The organism is Pseudomonas sp. LBUM1669, assembly GCF_059695705.1.
In genome coordinates, this window is sequence record NZ_CP166784.1 from 2306400 (window position 1) to 2326573 (window position 20174).

Below are 20174 nucleotides of genomic sequence, written 5' to 3' on the forward strand. Positions count from 1 at the left end.
CAGTGTTGTCTGCACTTTTGGCGCAGGATTATAGGGACGCTCGCAACCCAAATAAAAACACCGCCCGAAGGCGGTGTCTGTGTCAGCGGTGGATCACGACGCAATCAACTGCCGCAACACGTAATGCAAGATCCCTCCCGATTTGAAGTATTCCACTTCATTGAGCGTATCGATCCGGCACAGCACCTCGACCTTCTCGCGACTGCCGTCTTCACGGGTGATGATCAGCGTCAGGTTCATCCGAGGTGTCAGCTCGACGCCGGTCAAACCAAGAATATCCAGCGTCTCCTTGCCGGTCAGGTTCAGGCTCTTGCGGTTCTGATCCAGCTTGAACTGCAACGGCAGCACGCCCATGCCCACCAGGTTTGAGCGGTGAATCCGCTCAAAGCTTTCGGCGATGACCGCTTTCACGCCCAGCAGATTGGTGCCCTTGGCCGCCCAGTCGCGGCTCGAGCCGGTGCCGTATTCTTGCCCTGCGATCACCACCAGCGGCGTGCCCGACGCTTGATAGCGCATGGCCGCGTCGTAGATCGGCATCCTTTCCCCGGTCGGGATGTAGATCGTGTTGCCACCTTCTTCACCACCGAGCATCTCGTTGCGAATGCGGATGTTGGCGAAGGTGCCGCGCATCATCACTTCGTGATTGCCGCGACGGGAACCGTAGGAGTTGAAGTCCCGCGGCTCCACGCCTTTCTCGCTTAAGTAGTGGCCGGCCGGGCTGTCGGCCTTGATGTTGCCGGCGGGGGAGATGTGGTCGGTGGTCACCGAGTCACCCAGCAGCGCGAGGACCCTGGCCCCTGTGACGTCCCTGACCACCGGCGGCGGTCCGCCGATGTCATCGAAGAACGGCGGATGCTGGATGTAAGTCGAGTCGTCCTGCCAGACATACGTCGCCGCTTGTGGCACCTCGATGGCTTGCCATTGCTCGTCACCGGCAAACACTTCGGCGTATTCCTTGTGGAACATCGCGGTGTTGACCTGACTCACCGCGTCAGCAATTTCTTTGGTGCTCGGCCAAATGTCCCGCAGGTACACCGGATTGCCGTCTTTGTCGTTGCCCAGCGGCTCGCTGCTGATGTCGGTCCTCACCGTACCGGCCAACGCATAAGCAACGACCAGCGGCGGGGACGCCAGCCAATTGGTTTTCACCAGCGGATGCACCCGACCTTCAAAGTTGCGGTTACCCGACAGCACTGAGGCGACGGTCAGGTCGGCGGCCTGAATGGCTTTTTCGATCGGTTCCGACAAGGGGCCGGAGTTGCCGATGCACGTCGTACAGCCATAACCGACCAGTGCAAAACCCAACTCATCCAGGTATTGGGTCAGGCCGGCGGCCTTGTAGTAGTCGGTGACCACTTTCGAGCCGGGGGCCAGCGAGCTCTTGACCCACGGTTTGCGCTTGAGGCCTTTCTCCACGGCTTTCTTCGCCACCAGACCGGCGGCCATCATCACGCTCGGGTTGGAGGTGTTGGTGCAAGAGGTGATCGCGGCGATCACCACTGCGCCGTTTTTCAATCGATAGGTCTGACCGTCGTATTCGTAGTCGGCTTCGCCCGCCAGATCGGCATTGCCCACCGCGACGCCACCGCCGCCTTCACTTTCCAGGCGACCGACTTCCTTGCTGGTGGGTTTGAATTGCAGGTCGATGAAGTCACTGAACGCTTGCGCGACATTTGGCAGCGAAACCCGGTCTTGTGGGCGTTTCGGCCCGGCCAGGCTGGCTTCGACGCTGGCCATGTCCAGCGCCAGGGTGTCGGTGAACACCGGTTCCTGGCCCGGCAAGCGCCACAGGCCCTGGGCTTTGCTGTAGGCCTCGACCAGTTTCACGGTTGCCAGTGGGCGACCGGACAGGCGCAGGTACTCGAGCGTGATGTCGTCGACCGGGAAGAAGCCGCAGGTGGCGCCGTATTCAGGGGCCATGTTGGCGATGGTCGCGCGGTCGGCCAGCGGCAGGTCGGCGAGGCCATCGCCATAGAATTCGACGAATTTACCGACCACGCCTTTCTTGCGCAGCATCTGCGTGACGGTCAGCACCAGGTCGGTGGCGGTGATGCCTTCCTTGAGCTTGCCGGTGAGTTTGAAACCGATCACTTCCGGAATCAGCATCGACACGGGCTGGCCGAGCATCGCCGCTTCCGCTTCGATCCCGCCGACGCCCCAACCGAGCACGCCGAGGCCATTAATCATGGTGGTGTGGGAATCGGTGCCGACCAGCGTGTCGGGGAAGGCGTAAGTGCGGCCGTCCTCGTCCTTGGTCCAGACCGTGCGGCCGAGGTATTCCAGGTTGACCTGGTGGCAAATGCCCGTGCCCGGAGGCACCACGCTGAAGTTGTCGAAGGCGCTCTGGCCCCAGCGCAGGAACGCGTAACGTTCACCGTTGCGCTGCATTTCGATGTCGACGTTCTGTTCGAAGGCGCTGGAACTGCCGAATTTGTCGACCATCACAGAGTGGTCGATCACCAGATCCACGGGGGAGAGCGGGTTGATTCGCTGCGGGTCACCCCCGGCCTTGGCCATGGCGGCGCGCATGGCGGCCAGGTCAACCACGGCAGGCACGCCGGTAAAGTCCTGCATCAATACCCGCGCGGGGCGGTATTGAATTTCGCGGTCGGAGCGACGCTCCTTGAGCCAGGCGGCAATCGCCCGGAGGTCGGCGCCGGTGACGGTTTTTTCATCTTCCCAGCGCAACAGGTTTTCCAGCAGCACTTTCAACGACATTGGCAGCTTGTCCAGGTCGCCCAGACTTTTGGCGGCGTCCGGCAAGCTGAAATAGTGATAGTTCTTGTCGTCGACTTGCAGGGTTTTAAGGGTGTTCAGGCTATCGAGGGACGGCATTGCGATCACTCCTTTGAGTCCGCACGGCTACGGACTGAGGGGACGGACAGAGCATTAAAACTAGCCCTGTTTTAAGTAGCTGGCTAATAACTGGACTCTATCGACAAGTCCGAGGTTCCGAACTCGGCTATCATGCGCCGGTTTTCGTGACAGGCTTTGCTTCAACGCAAGCCTGGGCATCGCGCAGTGGCTGAATTCTTCGCCAACTGCCCAGGAGTAAGAATGAACACCCTCTTTATGCATTGCCGGCCGGGCTTCGAAAGCGAAGTCTGTTCCGAGATTTCCGAACACGCCGCACGGCTGAACGTGGCCGGTTATGCCAAGGCCAAGACCGCCAGCGCCTGCGCTGAATTCATCTGCACCGAAGAAGATGGCGCCGAGCGCCTGATGCGCGGCCAGCGGTTTGCTGAGCTGATCTTCCCGCGCCAATGGGCGCGCGGGATCTTCATCGATCTGCCGGAAACCGACCGCATCAGCGTGATCATCGCGCACATGGCGGACTTCCCGCTGTGCGGCAGCCTGTGGCTGGAAATGGTCGACACCAACGATGGCAAGGAGCTGTCGAACTTCTGCAAGAAATTCGAAGGCCACCTGCGCAAGGCGCTGATGGCGGCCGGCAAGTTGGTCGAAGATGCACACAAGCCGCGCCTGCTGCTGACCTTCAAAAGCGGCCGCGAAGTGTTCATGGGTCTGGCCGAGTCCAACAACTCGGCGATGTGGCCGATGGGCATTCCGCGCCTGAAGTTTCCCCGTGAAGCGCCGAGCCGTTCGACGTTGAAGCTGGAAGAGGCGTGGCACCATTTTATCCCCCGCGATCAATGGGATGAGCGCCTGCACAGCGACATGACCGGCGTCGACCTCGGTGCCGCCCCCGGCGGCTGGACCTGGCAACTGGTCAACCGCGGCATGCTGGTGACCGCGATCGACAACGGCCCGATGGCCGAAAGCTTGATGGACACTGGTCTGGTGCAGCACTTGATGGCCGACGGTTTCACCTTCAAGCCCAAGCAGCCGGTGGACTGGATGGTCTGCGACATTGTCGAGAAACCGGCGCGCAACGCCGCGATGCTTGAAGAATGGATTGGCGAGGGGCATTGCCGCGAAGCGGTGGTCAACCTCAAGCTGCCGATGAAACAGCGTTACGCCGAAGTGAAGCGTTTGCTGGAGCGCATTGCCGATGGCTTCAAGGAGCGCGGCATTCGGGTCGAGATCGGCTGCAAGCAGCTGTACCACGACCGCGAAGAAGTGACTTGTCACCTGCGCCGCATTGATGTGAAAAAACCGAAATCCCGCTGATACACACCGCACCCCCTTGTAGGAGCGAGGCTTGCCCGCGAAGCTTTTGGCGTCCTCGAGGGCCCCTTCGCGGGCAAGCCTCGCTCACAGGGGGGGCGGTGTACGACATAGATGACCGAACACCCGGCAATGCGCGACAATGCCGGCCAGTTTCAGGAGTGAATCATGAGTGAAATGCTTGATACACCGGTAGACGGCACCCTCGACGCCACCGGCCTCAACTGCCCGGAACCGGTGATGATGCTGCACCAACACATCCGTGACTTGGCACCCGGCGGCCTGCTCAAGGTGATCGCGACCGATCCCTCGACCCGTCGCGACATTCCCAAGTTCTGCGTGTTTCTCGACCACGAACTGGTCGCGCAGCACGAAGAGGCAGGCACCTACCTCTACTGGATCCGCAAAAAACTCGCTTAGCCCGCTGAATGACTGATGCGGATCCGCTTGCGTGCACTGCGCGTCAGGCGGATCGACAGCATCAGCGCCGCGCAGCTCAGACCCACGATCAAACCCTGCCACAGCCCGCTCGGGCCGCTCGGCGTGCCGAACCAGTCGGTCAGGCCCAAGGCGTATCCCACCGGCAAACCGATGCCCCAATAGGCGAACAGGGTCAGGATCATCGTCACCCGCGTGTCCTGATAACCGCGCAGGGCGCCGGCGGCGGTGACTTGAATCGCGTCGGAAAACTGGAACAGCGCCGAATACACAATCAACATCGCCGCCACTCGAATCACCGTCGGATCAGCCGTGTAGATCGTTGCAATGTGTTCGCGCAACAACAGCATCACGCTCGCCGAAATACAGGCATAAGCCAGCGCCGTGCCCATGCCGACACCGGCGGCGAAGCGGGCTTCGCGCGGCTCCTCGCGTCCGAGTGCCTGGCCGACCCGCACGGTCACGGCCATGCCAAGGGAATAAGGGATCATGAACACCAGCGAGCTGAAGTTCAGGGCGATCTGATGTCCGGCCACCACGGTGGCGCCGAGGCTGCCGATCAGCAGGGCGATTACCGCGAAGATGCTCGACTCGGCGAACACCGCGATACCGATCGGCAGGCCGATACCGAGCAGGCGTTTGATCACCGACCATTGCGGCCAGTCGAAACGGCTGAACAACTCACTCGACCGATACGCCGGCGCCCAGCGCTCCCACCCGGCCATGCCCAGCGCCATCACCCACATCACGATCGCCGTGGCCCAGCCGCACCCGACACCGCCCATGGCCGGCACACCGAAGTGGCCATAGATGAAGATGTAGTTCAGCGGAATATTCAGCGCCAGCCCACACAGACCGAGGACCATCGCCGGGCGTGTACGCCCCAGGCCGTCACTGAAACAACGCAACACATGGTAGAAGGCGACGGCGGGCAAGCCGCTGGCGATACCGTGCAGGTACTGCATGCAGGGGCCGATCAGCTCGGGATCGACCTTCATCATGTGCAGGATCGGTTCGGCGCTCAACAGCATGCCGGTCGCCATCAAACCCACCACGAAGGCCAGCCATAACGCCTGACGCACGATCGGGCCGATTTCGCTGTGGGTGCCGGCACCGAAGCGCTGGGCGACTTTCGGGGTGGTGGCCAGCAAGGTGCCGGTCATCAGCAGAAACACCGGAACCCAGATCGAGTTGCCGAGCGCCACGGCCGCCAGATCACGCGGGCCAACCCGTCCCGCCATCACGGCATCGACGAAGCCCATAGCGGTGGTCGCCAGTTGCGCGATCATGATCGGCAGCGCCAGGCCGAGCAGGTTTTTCAGCTCCAGGCGCACCCGGGCCGGGCGGGTGAGGGAAGTAGCGGCGGGGCGGTCAGTCACAGAATTCAAGAGCGAAACGTCCAAAGATTTTGATGCACGAGGCGGCGCATTCTACGCCTTGACGCAGTGGTCAGGAAAAGTGCTGTGTTAGCTATTTGTAATCATCGACCCGCTTTCATGCCGAGCATTATTGTGGCGAGGGAGCTTGCTCCCGCTGGGTCGCGCAGCGGCCCCCCCATTCAAGCGACCTGGTTTCAACAGGCACACCGCGTGCAAAGGTTTTGGGACTGCTGCGCAGTCCAGCGGGAGCAAGCTCCCTCGCCACAGGGTATGGAGTGACCTTAATGCCCGCTGGCCCACTACAGTCATCTCCGCCTACACTGCCAACCCGCCAAAGGAGCCTGCCATGCTGATTGTTGCCGACGAAAATATCCCGCTGCTCGATGCCTTCTTTGAAGGATTCGGCGAAATCCGCCGGGTACCGGGACGCTCCATCGACCGCGCCACCGTCGAACAGGCCGATGTGCTGCTGGTGCGCTCAGTGACCAACGTCAATCGCGCGTTGCTCGAAGGCAGCAAGGTGCGATTTGTCGGCACCTGCACCATCGGCACGGATCACCTGGATCTGGATTACTTTCAGCGGGCCGGCATCACCTGGTCCAGCGCGCCCGGCTGCAATGCCCGGGGCGTGGTCGACTACGTGCTCGGCAGTTTGCTGACCCTGGCCGAAATCGAAGGCGCTGACCTGACTCAGCGCACCTATGGCATCGTCGGTGCCGGTGAAGTGGGCGGCCGATTGGTCAAGGTTCTGCAAGGTCTGGGCTGGAACGTGCTGGTCTGCGATCCGCCAAGGCAAGCCGCAGAAGGTGGCGATTACGTCAGCCTTGAACAGATCATCGAGCAGTGCGACGTCATCAGTCTGCACACCCCTTTGAAGAAACACGGCGCACAGTCGACCTGGCATCTGTTCGATAAAAATTGTCTGAATCAACTCAAGCCTGGCACCTGGCTGATCAACGCCAGTCGTGGCCCAGTGATCGACAACGCCGCCCTGCGCCAGGTGTTGTTGCAACGCGAAGACCTGCAAGCGGTGCTCGACGTTTGGGAAGGCGAACCTGAAGTCGATGTCGCGCTGGCTGAACTCTGCGTGCTGGCAACGCCGCACATCGCCGGCTACAGCCTTGATGGCAAACAACGGGGGACGGCGCAGATCTATCAGGCGTATTGCGAATTCATCGGGCAACCGGCCCAGGTCAGCTTGAGCCATCTGCTGCCAGCGCCGTGGTTGTCGCACGTGACCCTGCACGCTGAGAGCGATCCCGCCTGGGCGCTGGCGATGCTGTGCCGCGGCGTGTACGACCCGCGCCGGGACGATGCAGATTTCCGTCGCAGCCTTGTAGGCAGCGTGAGCGAGCAGCGTGCGGCGTTTGATGCATTGCGCAAAAACTATCCATCGCGCCGGGAGATCGATGGGTTGCAGGTGCGGGTCGAGGGGGATTCGCCTGAGTTGCTGAAGATTGTGGCGGCGCTGGGTGCAACGGCTGTCTAGAGATCGAGCTGGCCCTTTCGCGGGCAAGCCTCGCTCCTACAGGGTTTGGGTGTTCGCTAAATAGGTGGACGACTCAAAACCTGTGGGAGCGTGGCTTGCCCGCGAATGGCTGCACCGCAATTCCCGGATAAGCACCCACAAAAAACCCGGCCATCAGGGCCGGGTCAAGAAGACGGTGGCTATATCACTTTTGTTCGGCAGGCTTGACCAATCGCTTATCCAGTTCGCTGCAGGCTTGCTGGATCATGTCTTCAGTGATCGGTACTTCGCGCCCATCCTTATCAATAATTGAGCAACCCAGAGACTGGTCTGGCTGTGTGCGGATCACTTGAATCTTGTCTTCGCTGCTGTTTTGCAAGGACATGGCCTGTCTCCTCATCAGGTTGTGTACCTACTTTAAAACCGCCAGGTGACCGGGCTGTGACAACTCCCTGCGATCTTTCCAGGGCGGCAACATCAGTCCACCAGAAATAGCGCAGTGTTGCCACCCGGACTTTAGACCAATAGCGTCTAGGCGATAGTCGTTGTGGTCATAATTAACCTGACTCATTGTGATTTACAGAGTTCCTCCCCACTTAAGCGGTATAGGCTGGCCCCATCAATTGCGTACTGGATAACCCGATGCTCTCTGCCCGTCACCGCCGCGCGATTCGCCTGACCAGCCGTTTTCTTGCCCCTTATCGCTGGCCGGCCCTTGGCGCCTTGCTCGCGCTGATCATCACCGCCGGCATCACCTTGTCGATGGGGCAGGGCATTCGCTTGCTGGTGGATCAGGGATTCATGACCCAATCGGCGCATTTGCTCAACCAGACCATCGGCCTGTTCATGGTGCTGGTAGTCGGGCTGGCGATAGGCACCTTTGCGCGCTTTTATCTGGTGTCGTGGATCGGCGAGCGTGTGGTCGCGGACATCCGCAAGCAAGTGTTCAACCACCTGGTTTACCTGCATCCGGGGTTCTATGAGGACAATCGCAGCTCCGAGATCCAATCACGGCTGACCGCCGACACCACGTTGCTGCAATCAGTGATCGGTTCTTCGCTGTCGTTGTTCCTGCGCAATTTGCTGATGGTGATCGGCGGGATCGTCTTGCTGTTTATCACCAACCCCAAACTCACCAGCATCGTGGTCGTGGCGTTGCCGCTGGTGATCGCGCCGATCCTGATTTTCGGCCGTCGGGTACGCAGCTTGTCGCGCCTGAGTCAGGACCGGATTGCCGACATCGGCAGCTACGTCTCCGAAACCCTCGGCCAGATAAAAACCGTGCAGGCCTATAACCATCAAGTCCAGGACGAGCAACGCTTCGCCGTGACCGTGGAGGAGGCGTTCACCACGGCGCGCAAACGTATTTTCCAACGGGCCTGGCTGATTACGCTGGTGATCGTGCTGGTGCTGGGCGCGGTGGGCGTGATGCTGTGGGTCGGCGGGATGGACGTGATCGCCGGACGGATCTCGGCAGGTGAACTGGCGGCCTTCGTCTTCTACAGTCTGATCGTCGGCAGCGCCTTCGGCACATTGAGCGAAGTGATCGGGGAGTTGCAGCGAGCGGCGGGTGCGGCCGAGCGGATTGCCGAATTGCTGCGCTCGGAAAACATCATCCAGCCGCCAGCCTCAGGGTTGGTCACCTTGCCTGATCGGGTAGAAGGCAATCTGGTATTGCGCGATGTGCGCTTTTCCTACCCGTCGCGACAGGAAAGCTATGCCGTCGATGGCTTGAGTCTGACCATCAATGCGGGCGAAACCCTCGCTCTGGTCGGCCCGTCCGGTGCCGGTAAATCCACCGTGTATGACCTGCTGCTGCGTTTTTACGATCCCGCCTCGGGACAGATCCTGCTGGATGACGTGCCGCTGACCCAACTCGATCCGCTCGACCTGCGTCGCTGCTTCGCGTTGGTCTCGCAAAACCCGGCACTGTTCTTCGGCAGCATCGAAGAGAACATCCGCTACGGCAACCCGACGGCAACCCTGGCCCAGGTCCAGGAAGCGGCGAAAATCGCCTACGCTCACGACTTCATCGAGCAAATGCCCAACGGCTACCAGACCCACCTGGGCGACGGCGGCCTCGGGTTGTCCGGCGGCCAGCGCCAACGCCTGGCCATTGCCCGGGCACTGCTGGTGGACGCGCCGATCCTGTTGCTGGACGAGGCCACCAGCGCCCTCGACGCCCAAAGCGAACACCTGATCCAGCAAGCCCTGCCGAGCCTGATGAAAAACCGCACCACCCTGGTCATCGCCCACCGCTTGGCCACGGTAAAAAATGCCGACCGGATCGCGGTGATGGATCAGGGAAAACTGGTGGCGATAGGGACGCATCAGGAACTGATTGCGAACAATGCGCTGTATGCGCGGCTGGCGGCGTTGCAGTTTAGTGATGGGCACGAAGCGGCATGAATGAGAGCTGCTGAATGTGATCGGGTTCGGGCATTATGTCGGCCTGAGTTGCGAGCCTGGATGAGGATATGAGCCGTTATCAACCACCGTTGACCCTGACCACCAGAATGCTGGCGTTGATCGCCGGGATCAGCGAACAAATCGGTCAGCTGACGGCTGTGGACGAACGCTTGCAGACGCCTCAACTACGTCGTAGCAATCGAATTCGCACGATTCAGGCTTCCTTGGCGATCGAGAACAACACGCTCAGCATCGAGCAGGTGACTGCCGTTCTGGCAGGGCGACGGGTTCTTGGTCTGCCGCGAGAAATCCAGGAAGTGCGTAACGCTTTTGCGGCTTATGAAGCCATGTCTGAATGGCGGTCGAGCAGCCGGGCTGACCTGCTGAGGGCACATGAATTGCTCATGGGCGGATTGATTGACGACTGCGGGCAGTTTCGTCGAGCCGGTGTGGGTATTTACCGTGGCGAGCAGTTGGTCCACATGGCACCGCCGCCGAGTCGCGTTGCCCATCTGATGGACGATTTGCTGGAGTGGCTCAGCGATTCGGATTGGCATCCATTGATCGTCAGCTGTGTCTTCCACTACGAGTTCGAATTTATTCATCCCTTCGCCGACGGAAATGGGCGAATGGGGCGACTCTGGCAAACCTTGATACTCAGTCAGTGGCGGCCGGTGTTGGCTTATCTGCCAGTCGAAGCGGTGATTCGAGAGCAGCAAGACGCCCATTACGCTGCGTTGTCGACAGCCGATCAGATGGCTGAATCAACGCCTTTTGTCGAGTTCATGTTGCAGGCGTTGAGCGTTGCGCTTGGTGAGGCTGCCCAAAGCGAACCGGCGACCGACCAAGTGACCGACCAAGTAGCCGACCAAGTAACCGACCAAGTAGCGAAACTGCTCATTGCCCTGCGTGGAAGCGCTCCACTCAGGGTTAACGATCTGATGGCTGAGGTCGGGCTGGCTCACAAGGCAACCTTTAGGGCTAACTATCTCAAGCCGGCATTAGCTGTCGGCTTCATTGAAATGACTGATCCCGATTCCCCTCGCAGTCCAGTTCAAAGGTATCGCCTGACCGAGCTTGGCGAACGGACGGCGGTGCGGTACTGATCAGCGTTTGAATATCATAAAAAATGCCCGCATTTTTCAATGCGGGCATTTTTTTTGCGCGTCAAATCACGATCACTGATCGTCAAAGTACCGCTCATGCCAATCCACCAGCGGTTGTGGCGAGTTGAGTTTCTGGCCGTAGATCACCGAGTAGGACAACACGTTCTGAACGTACTGACGGGTTTCGTCGAACGGGATGCTTTCCACCCACACGTCGAAGCTCAGGTGGTCCGCACCGCGCAGCCACTGGCGTACGCGGCCGGGGCCGGCATTGTAGGCGGCGGAGGCAAGGACGCGGTTGCCGTTGAACTGGCTGTGGACCTGGCTCAGGTAAGCGGCGCCGAGCTGGATGTTCTTGTCCGGGTCGAACACTTGCTGCGGCGAAGCCAGGGGGATGCTGAACTTGCGCGCGGTTTCCTTGGCGGTGCCGGGCATCAGCTGCATCAGGCCGCTGGCGCCGACGCCGGAACGGGCGTCGGCCATGAAGGCGCTTTCCTGGCGGGTAATGGCGAACACCCAGCTCGAGTGCAAACCGCGAACCTTGGCTTCACGCACCAGGGTCTCGCGGTGAGCCATCGGGAAGCGGATGTCCAGATCGTCCCAGTACTGCGCCTGGCTGATGGTGCGGATTGCCGGGAAATACCATTTCAGGTCGTAGGCCAGTTTCGCCTGGGCGACCATTTCGTCACGGCTGAAGTGACGGCTGACGTGGTACCACTCGCGACGACCGTCGACGATCTGCCCGCGGGCGTGGAATTCAAGGGCGCGACGAATGCCCGGTGTGTTGCGCACTTTGTTCATCAGTGCCTGGCTCATCACCAACGGTTTGTTCATCAACGAATAAGGGGACTGCGAACGATCGGCGGCGAGAAAACCATAGAAATCGCGCTCGCGGGCGAGGTTCTTGTACAGCGTCTGCACTTCCGGGTTCTGCGGCTGCGCCAGTTCCAGGCTGCGGGCTTGCCAGTAGCGCCAGCGGTTGGTGATCGCCAGATCCTGCGGCAAGCGACGGGTCAACTGATAGGCATCGTCCCAGCGGGCCAGACGCAACAGCAGGCGCAGACGCCATTCGGACACGGTGTTGTCGCGCAGTTCCGGGTCGTACTTGGTCATCACCTCCAGCGCGCGAGGGTCGAAACGTTTGGCGAGGGTCAAGCCGATTTCGCGGGCAATCGCCACTTTTTCATCGCGGGAGAAGTGCATGCTGCTGGCATAGCCGTCGAGCAGGTCCATGGCCTTGTCCGGGTCCTGGCGGGCCAGGCGGCGCAGGCCGAGGCTGACCACGTCGGACATCGGTTCGTCGGCTGGGGTGAAGCGCGACGGCTGGTTCAGCAGTTCAGGTTTCTGCGCCACATCCACCAGCAATCGACCGCGCGGGGCGAGGGTGGCCATACCGTTGACCAGGCTGTTGGCCAGTGGATAGTTGCGCGCCTGGGCGGCGAGCTTGGCGCGCTCCCAGCGTTTTTGTTCGGTCAGTTGACCTTCGGCGGCCCATTGCCCGAACAGCGCGTCGCAGGCGGCGGGCTGGGATTTGCCGGTCAGCCAGAGTTTGTTCGCGTTGGCGTAGCCTTCGGCTTTCTGGTTATGACTGATCTGGTACTGCGCGTTCAGGCAGTCCAGTTCGGTGAAATTGAGCTTGGGGTCGTAGTATTTGACGAAGGTCGCCCAGTCGCCGCGTTCGGCCAGCCAGCGCAGCCAGCGCAATTTCATCCAGTTGGCCTGAGGCAGGTCACCGTGTTCGGAGAGGAATTTTTCGATTTCGGCATTGCTGGCGGTTTTCAGCCGCGCGGTCAGCTCGTCGTAGGCCAGATAAGGCTCCAGTGGATAATCGCTGAGGGCCTGGCTGTAGCGAAAGTAAGGGCCGGTGTCGCCCTTGGCCAAGGCACGCTTGGCCTCATCGTAATATTGGCGCTGGGTGGACAGGTCCACCGCCTGGGCGGTTTGAACGGCAGCGGCAGAAAGAAGCAAGCAAGATAAAAAACTGAAGAGGCGACTGCGCATGAGACGTCCGGGCATAGAAATCACGACAAGTGCAGACTTAACCTGCACTGAATTATCTGTAGCTTAGCCTTTTGCCAGCAGCAGGCGAAAGCTTTGCCGGCCTCTCGGCACAAGTTCGCAACAATTGTCATGCAGAGTGCTTCGACATTGAAATTGCCGGCCTTCTGAAGCCTCAAGTCAGGTAGAATGCGCGCCCGGTTTTTGGAGAAGCTCATGACCCTGCTCAAATTCAGCGATGTGTCCCTTGCTTTCGGCGCTATGCCGTTGTTGGACAAGGTGTCCTGGCAGATCGCCCGTGGTGAGCGGGTGTGCATCATCGGCCGCAACGGCACTGGCAAGTCCAGCATGATGAAGCTCGTCAAGGGCGACCAGAAGCCCGACGAAGGCTCCGTTTGGCGCGCGCCCGGCCTCAAGATTGGCGAATTGCCGCAAGAATTGCCGGTAGCCGACGAGCGGACCGTGTTTGACGTCGTGGCTGAAGGCCTGGACGGTGTCGGAGAGCTGCTCGCGCAGTATCACCACCTGAGCCAGAACATCGTCACCGACGCCGACCTGGACAAGCTGATGCACGTCCAGCACGACCTCGAAGCCCGCGATGGCTGGCGTTTGCAGCAACTGGTCGACAGCACCTTGAGCCGTCTGCAGTTGCCCGCCGACAAGACCCTCGCCGAATTGTCCGGCGGCTGGCGCCGTCGCGTCCTGCTGGCCCAGGCCCTGGTTTCCGAACCGGACCTGCTGCTGCTCGACGAACCGACCAACCACCTGGACATCGGTGCAATCGCCTGGCTCGAAGAAGCGCTGAAGGATTTCCAGGGCGCCGTGCTGTTCATCACGCACGACCGTTCATTCCTGCAAAACCTCGCGACGCGCATTCTGGAACTGGATCGCGGCGGCCTGATCGACTGGAACGGCGACTACGCCAGTTTCCTGGTGCACAAAGAAGCCTCCCTGGCCGCTGAAGAAACTGCCAACGCGCTGTTCGACAAGAAGCTGGCCCAGGAAGAAGTCTGGATCCGTCAGGGCATCAAGGCCCGTCGTACCCGTAACGAAGGCCGCGTACGCGCATTGAAAGCCTTGCGCGTCGAGCGCAGCGAACGTCGCGAGCGTACCGGCAAGGCCAACATTCAGCTGGACACCGCTGACAAATCCGGCAAGCAGGTGATGGTCCTCGAGAACGTGAGCTTCGCTCACCCGGGTGGCCCGTTCCTGATCAAGGATTTCTCGATGGTCCTGACGCGCGGCGACCGTATCGGTCTGCTCGGCGCCAACGGTACCGGCAAGACCACGCTGCTGAAGCTGATGCTTAGCGGTCTGCAGCCTACCAGCGGCACAGTGGAAGAGGGGACGCGCATTGACGTTGCCTACTTCGACCAGTTGCGCCATCAGTTGGACCTGGAAAAGACCGTGATCGACAACGTGGCCGAAGGTCGCGACTTCATCGATATCGATGGTCAGAGCCGCCACGTGCTGAGCTACCTCGGCGACTTCCTGTTCAGCCCGCAGCGTGCCCGCACGCCGGTCAAGGCGCTGTCGGGTGGTGAGCGTGCTCGTCTGTTACTGGCCAAACTGTTCAGCAAGCCGGCGAACCTGCTGGTCCTCGATGAACCGACCAACGACCTCGATGTGGAAACCCTCGAGCTGCTGGAAGAGGTCTTGCTGACCTTCAACGGCACCGTGCTGATGGTCAGTCACGACCGGGCATTCCTCGACAACGTGGTCACCAGCACCCTGGTCTTCGAAGGTGAAGGCAAGGTGCGCGAATACGTCGGTGGTTACCAGGACTGGCTGCGTCAGGGCGGCTCGCCGCGTCTGCTGGGCGTGACCGAGAGCAAATCCGGCAAGGCCGACCTGACCTCTGCGGTCGTGACGGCGGATGCGGCGCCGGTTGCTGCGGCAGTCGAAGCGCCGGTGGCGAAGAAGAAGCTCAGCTACAAATTGCAGCGTGAGCTCGAGATGTTGCCGGCCCAGATCGAAGCCATGGAACAGCAGATCGCTGCCGTCGAGGCGCAGATGGCCGATGCCGGTTTCTACCAACGTCCTGCAGCCGAGACCGCTGCCGTGATTGCTCAGCTTGAGCAGTTGCAGGCTGAACTCGACGTGATGGTCGAGCGTTGGGCCGAGCTGGATGCCTGATTGATCCCGTAACAAAAAAGCCCGGCGCTCAGTGATGAGCGCCGGGCTTTTCGTATGGAATGCGATCTACAAGTTGCTATAGATCCCCTGTGGGAGCGAGCCTGCTCGCGATGAGGCCCTGTCAGTCGATATCAATGTTGACTGACAGGGCCTCATCGCGAGCAGGCTCGCTCCCACAGGGTACGGGTTGTCAGCTTTTGATCAGGCGCACCGCGAGCACATCGCATGGCGCACCGTGCAGCACGTCATTGGCCGTCGAGCCCAGCAGCAATGCCAGGCCGTGTCGGCCATGGCTGCCCACCACGATAAGGTCGCAGGTTTGTTCCTTGGCCAGGTGATGAATCTCCTGGCGTGGCTGGCCGTAGGTTAGGTGGCTGTATTCTTTGGTGAGTTCAGGATATTTCAGGATCAGTCGGTCCAGACGTTCCTTGGCCTGATCAAACTGCTGCTGTTGCAGTTGTGACAGGTCCATGGGGACGTCGCCGCCAAAGGCCATGGCCATCGGTTCGACGATGTGGACCAAGGATAATTTCGCGCCATTGCTCACTGAAAGCTCGCGAGCACGGTGGATTACAGGGTCGCACTCTTCGGTTAGATCTACAGCGACCAGAATATGGTGGTAGGGCATGAGGTGCTCCTCCTGAGGATTGCAATATTGGTAAGTATGGCTGGTTTCAAGCGCAATGGTTCCAAAGTGACTCAAAGCGCCCATCAAGAATCGGGAGTACAGATATGACGGTCTGGATAGTGGTGTCAATCCTGCTGGTGGTACTGAGTCCGCTGGCGTGGTTGCGGCCGTCCCGTGGACAGAGCGGGCGTATGGCCTTGCGCATGGAAGCGCGGCGAATCGGCTTGGCCATGCAGCTTGCGCCCCAGGAGTGGCCGCACTGGCTGAGCCAGGAGCCGCCGAGCCCTTGCGCCCAGTACCATCGGCCACGTCGTGGCAATCAACCAGCGTGCTGGAGTTACTGGCAAAAGTCGCCGGGTGTGTGGGTGAACCAGTGGCAGGAGATTTGCGAAGATCGAGCGCTGCTCAATCATTTCGAAAAATTGCCAGCCAACGTCTACAAGGTTGAAGCGGACAAGCAGATGATCACTCTGTACTGGGGCGAGAAGGGCGAAGCGACGGTTTTGCAAGACATCGATGCGGTGCTGAAAGCGCTGGCATGATTCACGGACATTTCGCGCTGCAATGGCGCGAAACCTCCGACAGACAGGCAATAAAAAGCCCGACATCATCATCGGGCTGGGGTTGGCCAGGCAGGCCGGTAATTCTTTGTGGCGCAGATCTTACGCTTGGTGTTCGCCAAAAGTGTTCAATTTTTTTTCCGAATGTCCCGCCAGCGTAGCCTGTTAAACAAAGGCTGCAGTGAATTAGGGCGACTTTTCTAACTATTGATCCTATGAATGACTCCACATGCTTAGGCGTGTTGAAGATCTTCGCAGTACGGAAATGACCGGAAAGTCGCGTTTCAACCCGTATTTTGGGCGATTGACAATTGCCGGAAATTCCGTGAAGGTGACGTACCCAAATCAAACGGGCGTATGAATTGAGCGTTTGTATTTCAGACCGCTCCTACAGAATCCCGACTATCGCGTTGGCGGGTGTGCCGGGTGGATTGGCGTAGCATCGACGATAAGCGTCCCTGCCAAGCCATTCGCCTGCGTCCGACGTGTACTGTTCAGCTTCCATATCGTGGAGATCAGTTGATGATTTACGAAGGTAAAGCCATCACGGTTAAGGCTCTTGAAAGTGGCATCGTCGAATTGAAATTCGACCTCAAGGGTGAGTCCGTCAACAAGTTCAACCGTCTAACCCTGAACGAACTTCGTCAGGCCGTAGACACTATCAAGGCAGATGCTTCGATCAAGGGTGTGATCGTCAGCAGTGGCAAGGACGTCTTCATCGTCGGCGCCGACATCACCGAATTTGTCGAGAACTTCAAGCTGCCTGATGCAGAGCTTGTTGCTGGCAACTTGGAAGCCAACAAGATTTTCAGCGATTTCGAGGACCTCAACGTCCCGACTGTCGCCGCGATCAACGGCATCGCTCTGGGTGGCGGTCTGGAAATGTGCCTGGCGGCGGACTACCGCGTCATGTCCACCAAGGCCAAGATCGGTCTGCCGGAAGTCAAACTGGGCATCTACCCGGGCTTCGGCGGTACCGTGCGTCTGCCGCGCCTGATCGGTGCCGACAACGCCATCGAGTGGATTGCCGCCGGTAAGGAAAACCGTCCTGAAGACGCGCTGAAAGTAGGCGCCGTCGATGCAGTGGTTGCCCCTGAGAAACTGCAGGAAGCGGCCCTGGAGCTGATCAAGCGCGCCATCTCCGGCGAGTTTGACTACAAGGCCAAGCGTCAGCCGAAGCTGGAAAAGCTGAAACTGAACGCCATCGAACAAATGATGGCCTTCGAAACCGCCAAGGGTTTCGTGGCCGGTCAAGCCGGTCCGAACTATCCGGCACCGGTCGAAGCGATCAAGACCATCCAGAAAGCCGCGAACTTCGGTCGTGACAAGGCGCTGGAAATCGAAGCCGCCGGTTTCGTCAAGCTGGCCAAGACCTCTGCCGCGCAGAGCTTGATCGGTCTGTTCCTGAACGATCAGGAACTGAAGAAAAAGGCCAAGGCCTACGACGAAATCGCCAAGGACGTGAAGCAGGCCGCTGTATTGGGCGCCGGCATCATGGGTGGCGGCATCGCTTATCAGTCGGCCTCAAAAGGTACGCCGATCCTGATGAAGGACATCAACGAGCACGGCATCGAGCAGGGCCTGGCTGAAGCCGCCAAGCTGCTGGTCGGCCGCGTTGATAAAGGTCGCATGACCCCGGCGAAAATGGCTGAAGTGCTCAATGGCATTCGTCCGACCCTGTCCTACGGTGATTTCGGTCACGTTGACCTGGTCGTCGAAGCCGTCGTCGAGAACCCGAAGGTCAAGCAAGCCGTTCTGGCCGAAGTCGAAGACAAGGTCAAAGAGGACACCATCCTCGCGTCCAACACCTCGACCATTTCCATTACCTTGCTGGCCAAGGCCCTCAAGCGTCCGGAAAACTTCGTCGGCATGCACTTCTTCAACCCGGTGCACATGATGCCGCTGGTCGAAGTGATTCGTGGTGAGAAGTCCAGCGAACTGGCCGTTGCCACCACCGTTGCCTACGCCAAGAAAATGGGCAAGAACCCGATCGTCGTCAATGACTGCCCGGGCTTCCTGGTCAACCGCGTCCTGTTCCCGTACTTCGGCGGTTTCGCCAAGCTGGTCAGCGCCGGTGTGGACTTCGTCCGTATCGACAAGATCATGGAAAAATTCGGCTGGCCAATGGGCCCGGCGTACCTGATGGACGTGGTCGGCATCGACACCGGCCACCACGGTCGTGACGTGATGGCTGAGGGTTTCCCGGACCGCATGAAAGACGACCGTCGTTCGGCCATCGACGTGCTCTACGAAGCCAAGCGCCTGGGCCAGAAGAATGGCAAGGGTTTCTACGCTTACGAGACCGACAAGAAAGGCAAGCAAAAGAAAGTGGCCGATCCGTCGGTGCTGGAAGTGCTCAAGCCGATCGTTTACGAGCAGCGCGAAGTCACTGACGAAGACATCATCAACTGGATGATGATCCCGCTGTGCCTGGAAACCGTGCGTTGCCTGGAAGACGGCATTGTCGAAACCGCCGCCGAAGCCGACATGGGTCTGGTCTACGGTATTGGTTTCCCTCCATTCCGTGGCGGTGCGCTGCGCTACATCGATTCGATCGGTGTTGCCGAGTTCGTTGCCCTGGCTGACCAGTACGCTGATTTGGGCGCGCTGTACCACCCGACCGCAAAACTGCGTGAAATGGCCAAAACCGGCCAACGGTTCTTCGGTTAAGCGTCCCAACACTTGAGCGAGAGTGAAATTTTATGAGCTTGAATCCAAGAGACGTCGTGATTGTCGACTTCGGTCGTACTCCGATGGGCCGCTCCAAGGGCGGCATGCACCGCAACACCCGCGCCGAAGACATGTCGGCGCACCTGATCAGCAAATTGCTGGAGCGCAACGTCAAGGTTGATCCGAACGAAGTCGAAGACGTGATCTGGGGCTGCGTAAACCAGACCCTGGAGCAGGGCTGGAACATCGCGCGCATGGCGTCCCTGATGACGCAGATCCCGCACACCGCTGCCGGCCAGACCGTCAGCCGCCTGTGTGGTTCGTCGATGAGCGCGCTGCACACTGCCGCACAAGCGATCATGACCGGCAACGGTGACGTATTCGTCGTCGGCGGCGTCGAGCACATGGGTCACGTGAGCATGATGCACGGTGTCGATCCGAACCCGCACATGTCCCTGTACGCGGCGAAAGCCTCGGGCATGATGGGCCTGACCGCTGAAATGCTGGGCAAAATGCACGGCATCACTCGCGAACAACAGGACGCTTTCGGCGTGCGCTCCCACCAGCTCGCCCACAAGGCGACCCTGGAAGGCAAGTTCAAAGACGAAATCATCCCGATGCAGGGCTACGACGAGAACGGTTTCCTGAAACTGTTCGACTACGACGAAACCATTCGTCCGGAAACTACCCTGGAAAGCCTGGCAGCTCTGAAGCCAGCGTTTAATCCGAAGGGCGGCACCGTGACAGCCGGTACCTCGTCGCAGATCACCGATGGTGCTTCGTGCATGATCGTGATGTCGGCACAGCGTGCACAGGACCTGGGCATCCAGCCGCTGGCGGTTATCCGCTCGATGGCGGTGGCAGGTGTGGACCCGGCAATCATGGGCTATGGTCCAGTACCGGCCACTCAGAAAGCACTGAAACGTGCGGGCCTTGGCATTAACGATATCGACTTCTTCGAGCTCAACGAAGCTTTCGCTGCACAGGCCCTGCCAGTGCTGAAAGATCTGAAAGTGCTCGACAAGATGAACGAGAAGGTTAACCTGCACGGCGGCGCGATCGCCCTGGGTCACCCGTTCGGTTGCTCCGGTGCCCGTATCTCCGGCACTCTGCTGAACGTGATGAAGCAGAATGGCGGCACCTTCGGGGTAGCCACCATGTGCATTGGTCTCGGCCAAGGCATCTCCACCGTCTTCGAACGCGTTTAAGCGTTTCGTTGACGGAAGCCGGGGCCAAGTGCCCCGGTTTTTGTTT

Annotated in this window: 14 protein-coding genes; 9 read left to right on the top strand and 5 right to left on the bottom strand. The window is 59.9% G+C overall.

What is annotated here, in order from left to right:
- Positions 1-93: 93 nt before the first annotated feature.
- Positions 94-2835 (bottom strand): aconitate hydratase AcnA, encoded by a 2742-nt coding sequence (gene acnA / locus ACA051_RS10700; RefSeq protein ID WP_497374692.1) that lies wholly within the window; start codon positions 2833-2835, stop codon positions 94-96.
- Between the two features lie 222 nt (positions 2836-3057).
- Here acnA and rlmM point away from each other — a divergent pair, with 222 nt between their 5' ends.
- On the top strand, positions 3058-4131 hold the full coding sequence (rlmM, locus tag ACA051_RS10705) for a 23S rRNA (cytidine(2498)-2'-O)-methyltransferase RlmM (RefSeq protein ID WP_497374694.1): 1074 nt from the start codon (positions 3058-3060) through the stop codon (positions 4129-4131).
- 165 nt (positions 4132-4296) lie between these two features.
- Positions 4297-4548, top strand: a complete 252-nt coding sequence (tusA, locus tag ACA051_RS10710) for a sulfurtransferase TusA (RefSeq protein ID WP_054054315.1) — start codon at positions 4297-4299, stop codon at positions 4546-4548.
- Here tusA and ACA051_RS10715 read toward each other — a convergent pair.
- Entirely contained in the window at positions 4545-5954 is a 1410-nt protein-coding gene (locus ACA051_RS10715) for an MATE family efflux transporter (protein ID WP_497309572.1), read from the bottom strand. The genes tusA and ACA051_RS10715 overlap by 4 nt on opposite strands.
- A 337-nt stretch (positions 5955-6291) precedes the next feature.
- On the opposite strand from ACA051_RS10715, the gene pdxB reads away from it, so the two are divergent.
- Positions 6292-7434, top strand: a complete 1143-nt coding sequence (gene pdxB, locus ACA051_RS10720) for a 4-phosphoerythronate dehydrogenase PdxB (protein ID WP_497309574.1) — start codon at positions 6292-6294, stop codon at positions 7432-7434.
- A 184-nt stretch (positions 7435-7618) separates the two neighbouring features.
- Here pdxB and ACA051_RS10725 read toward each other — a convergent pair whose 3' ends face one another.
- Entirely contained in the window at positions 7619-7798 is a 180-nt protein-coding gene (locus ACA051_RS10725; RefSeq protein ID WP_497309576.1) for a PA1571 family protein, read from the bottom strand.
- 257 nt (positions 7799-8055) lie between these two features.
- Between ACA051_RS10725 and ACA051_RS10730 the strand changes: the two genes are divergently transcribed.
- On the top strand, positions 8056-9822 hold the full coding sequence (locus ACA051_RS10730; RefSeq protein WP_497374696.1) for an ABC transporter transmembrane domain-containing protein: 1767 nt from the start codon (positions 8056-8058) through the stop codon (positions 9820-9822).
- Positions 9823-9890: 68 nt separating this feature from the next.
- Entirely contained in the window at positions 9891-10928 is a 1038-nt protein-coding gene (locus ACA051_RS10735) for a Fic family protein (RefSeq protein WP_497374698.1), read from the top strand.
- Between the two features lie 72 nt (positions 10929-11000).
- Here ACA051_RS10735 and ACA051_RS10740 read toward each other — a convergent pair whose 3' ends face one another.
- Positions 11001-12929 (bottom strand): transglycosylase SLT domain-containing protein, encoded by a 1929-nt coding sequence (locus ACA051_RS10740; RefSeq protein ID WP_497374700.1) that lies wholly within the window; start codon positions 12927-12929, stop codon positions 11001-11003.
- A gap of 213 nt (positions 12930-13142) precedes the next feature.
- Here ACA051_RS10740 and ACA051_RS10745 point away from each other — a divergent pair, with 213 nt between their 5' ends.
- The gene (locus ACA051_RS10745) at positions 13143-15062 is read left to right on the top strand and encodes an ATP-binding cassette domain-containing protein (protein ID WP_497309582.1); all 1920 of its coding nucleotides are present in this window, start codon (positions 13143-13145) and stop codon (positions 15060-15062) included.
- A gap of 190 nt (positions 15063-15252) precedes the next feature.
- On the opposite strand, the gene ACA051_RS10750 is transcribed toward ACA051_RS10745, so the two are convergent.
- Positions 15253-15690, bottom strand: coding sequence for a universal stress protein (locus ACA051_RS10750; protein WP_094471516.1), 438 nt, complete (start codon positions 15688-15690; stop codon positions 15253-15255).
- A 104-nt stretch (positions 15691-15794) separates the two neighbouring features.
- On the opposite strand from ACA051_RS10750, the gene ACA051_RS10755 reads away from it, so the two are divergent.
- The 3 genes from ACA051_RS10755 to fadA all read left to right on the top strand — a co-directional run bounded on the left by ACA051_RS10755 (position 15795) and on the right by fadA (position 20128).
- Positions 15795-16232 (top strand): hypothetical protein, encoded by a 438-nt coding sequence (locus ACA051_RS10755; protein WP_010456364.1) that lies wholly within the window; start codon positions 15795-15797, stop codon positions 16230-16232.
- Between the two features lie 540 nt (positions 16233-16772).
- On the top strand, positions 16773-18920 hold the full coding sequence (gene fadB / locus ACA051_RS10760) for a fatty acid oxidation complex subunit alpha FadB (protein WP_461980602.1): 2148 nt from the start codon (positions 16773-16775) through the stop codon (positions 18918-18920).
- A 32-nt stretch (positions 18921-18952) separates the two neighbouring features.
- Positions 18953-20128 carry an acetyl-CoA C-acyltransferase FadA gene (gene fadA, locus ACA051_RS10765; protein WP_010456360.1) on the top strand — a complete coding sequence of 392 codons (1176 nt, stop codon included), beginning with the start codon at positions 18953-18955 and terminating at the stop codon, positions 20126-20128.
- Positions 20129-20174 lie beyond the last annotated feature (46 nt).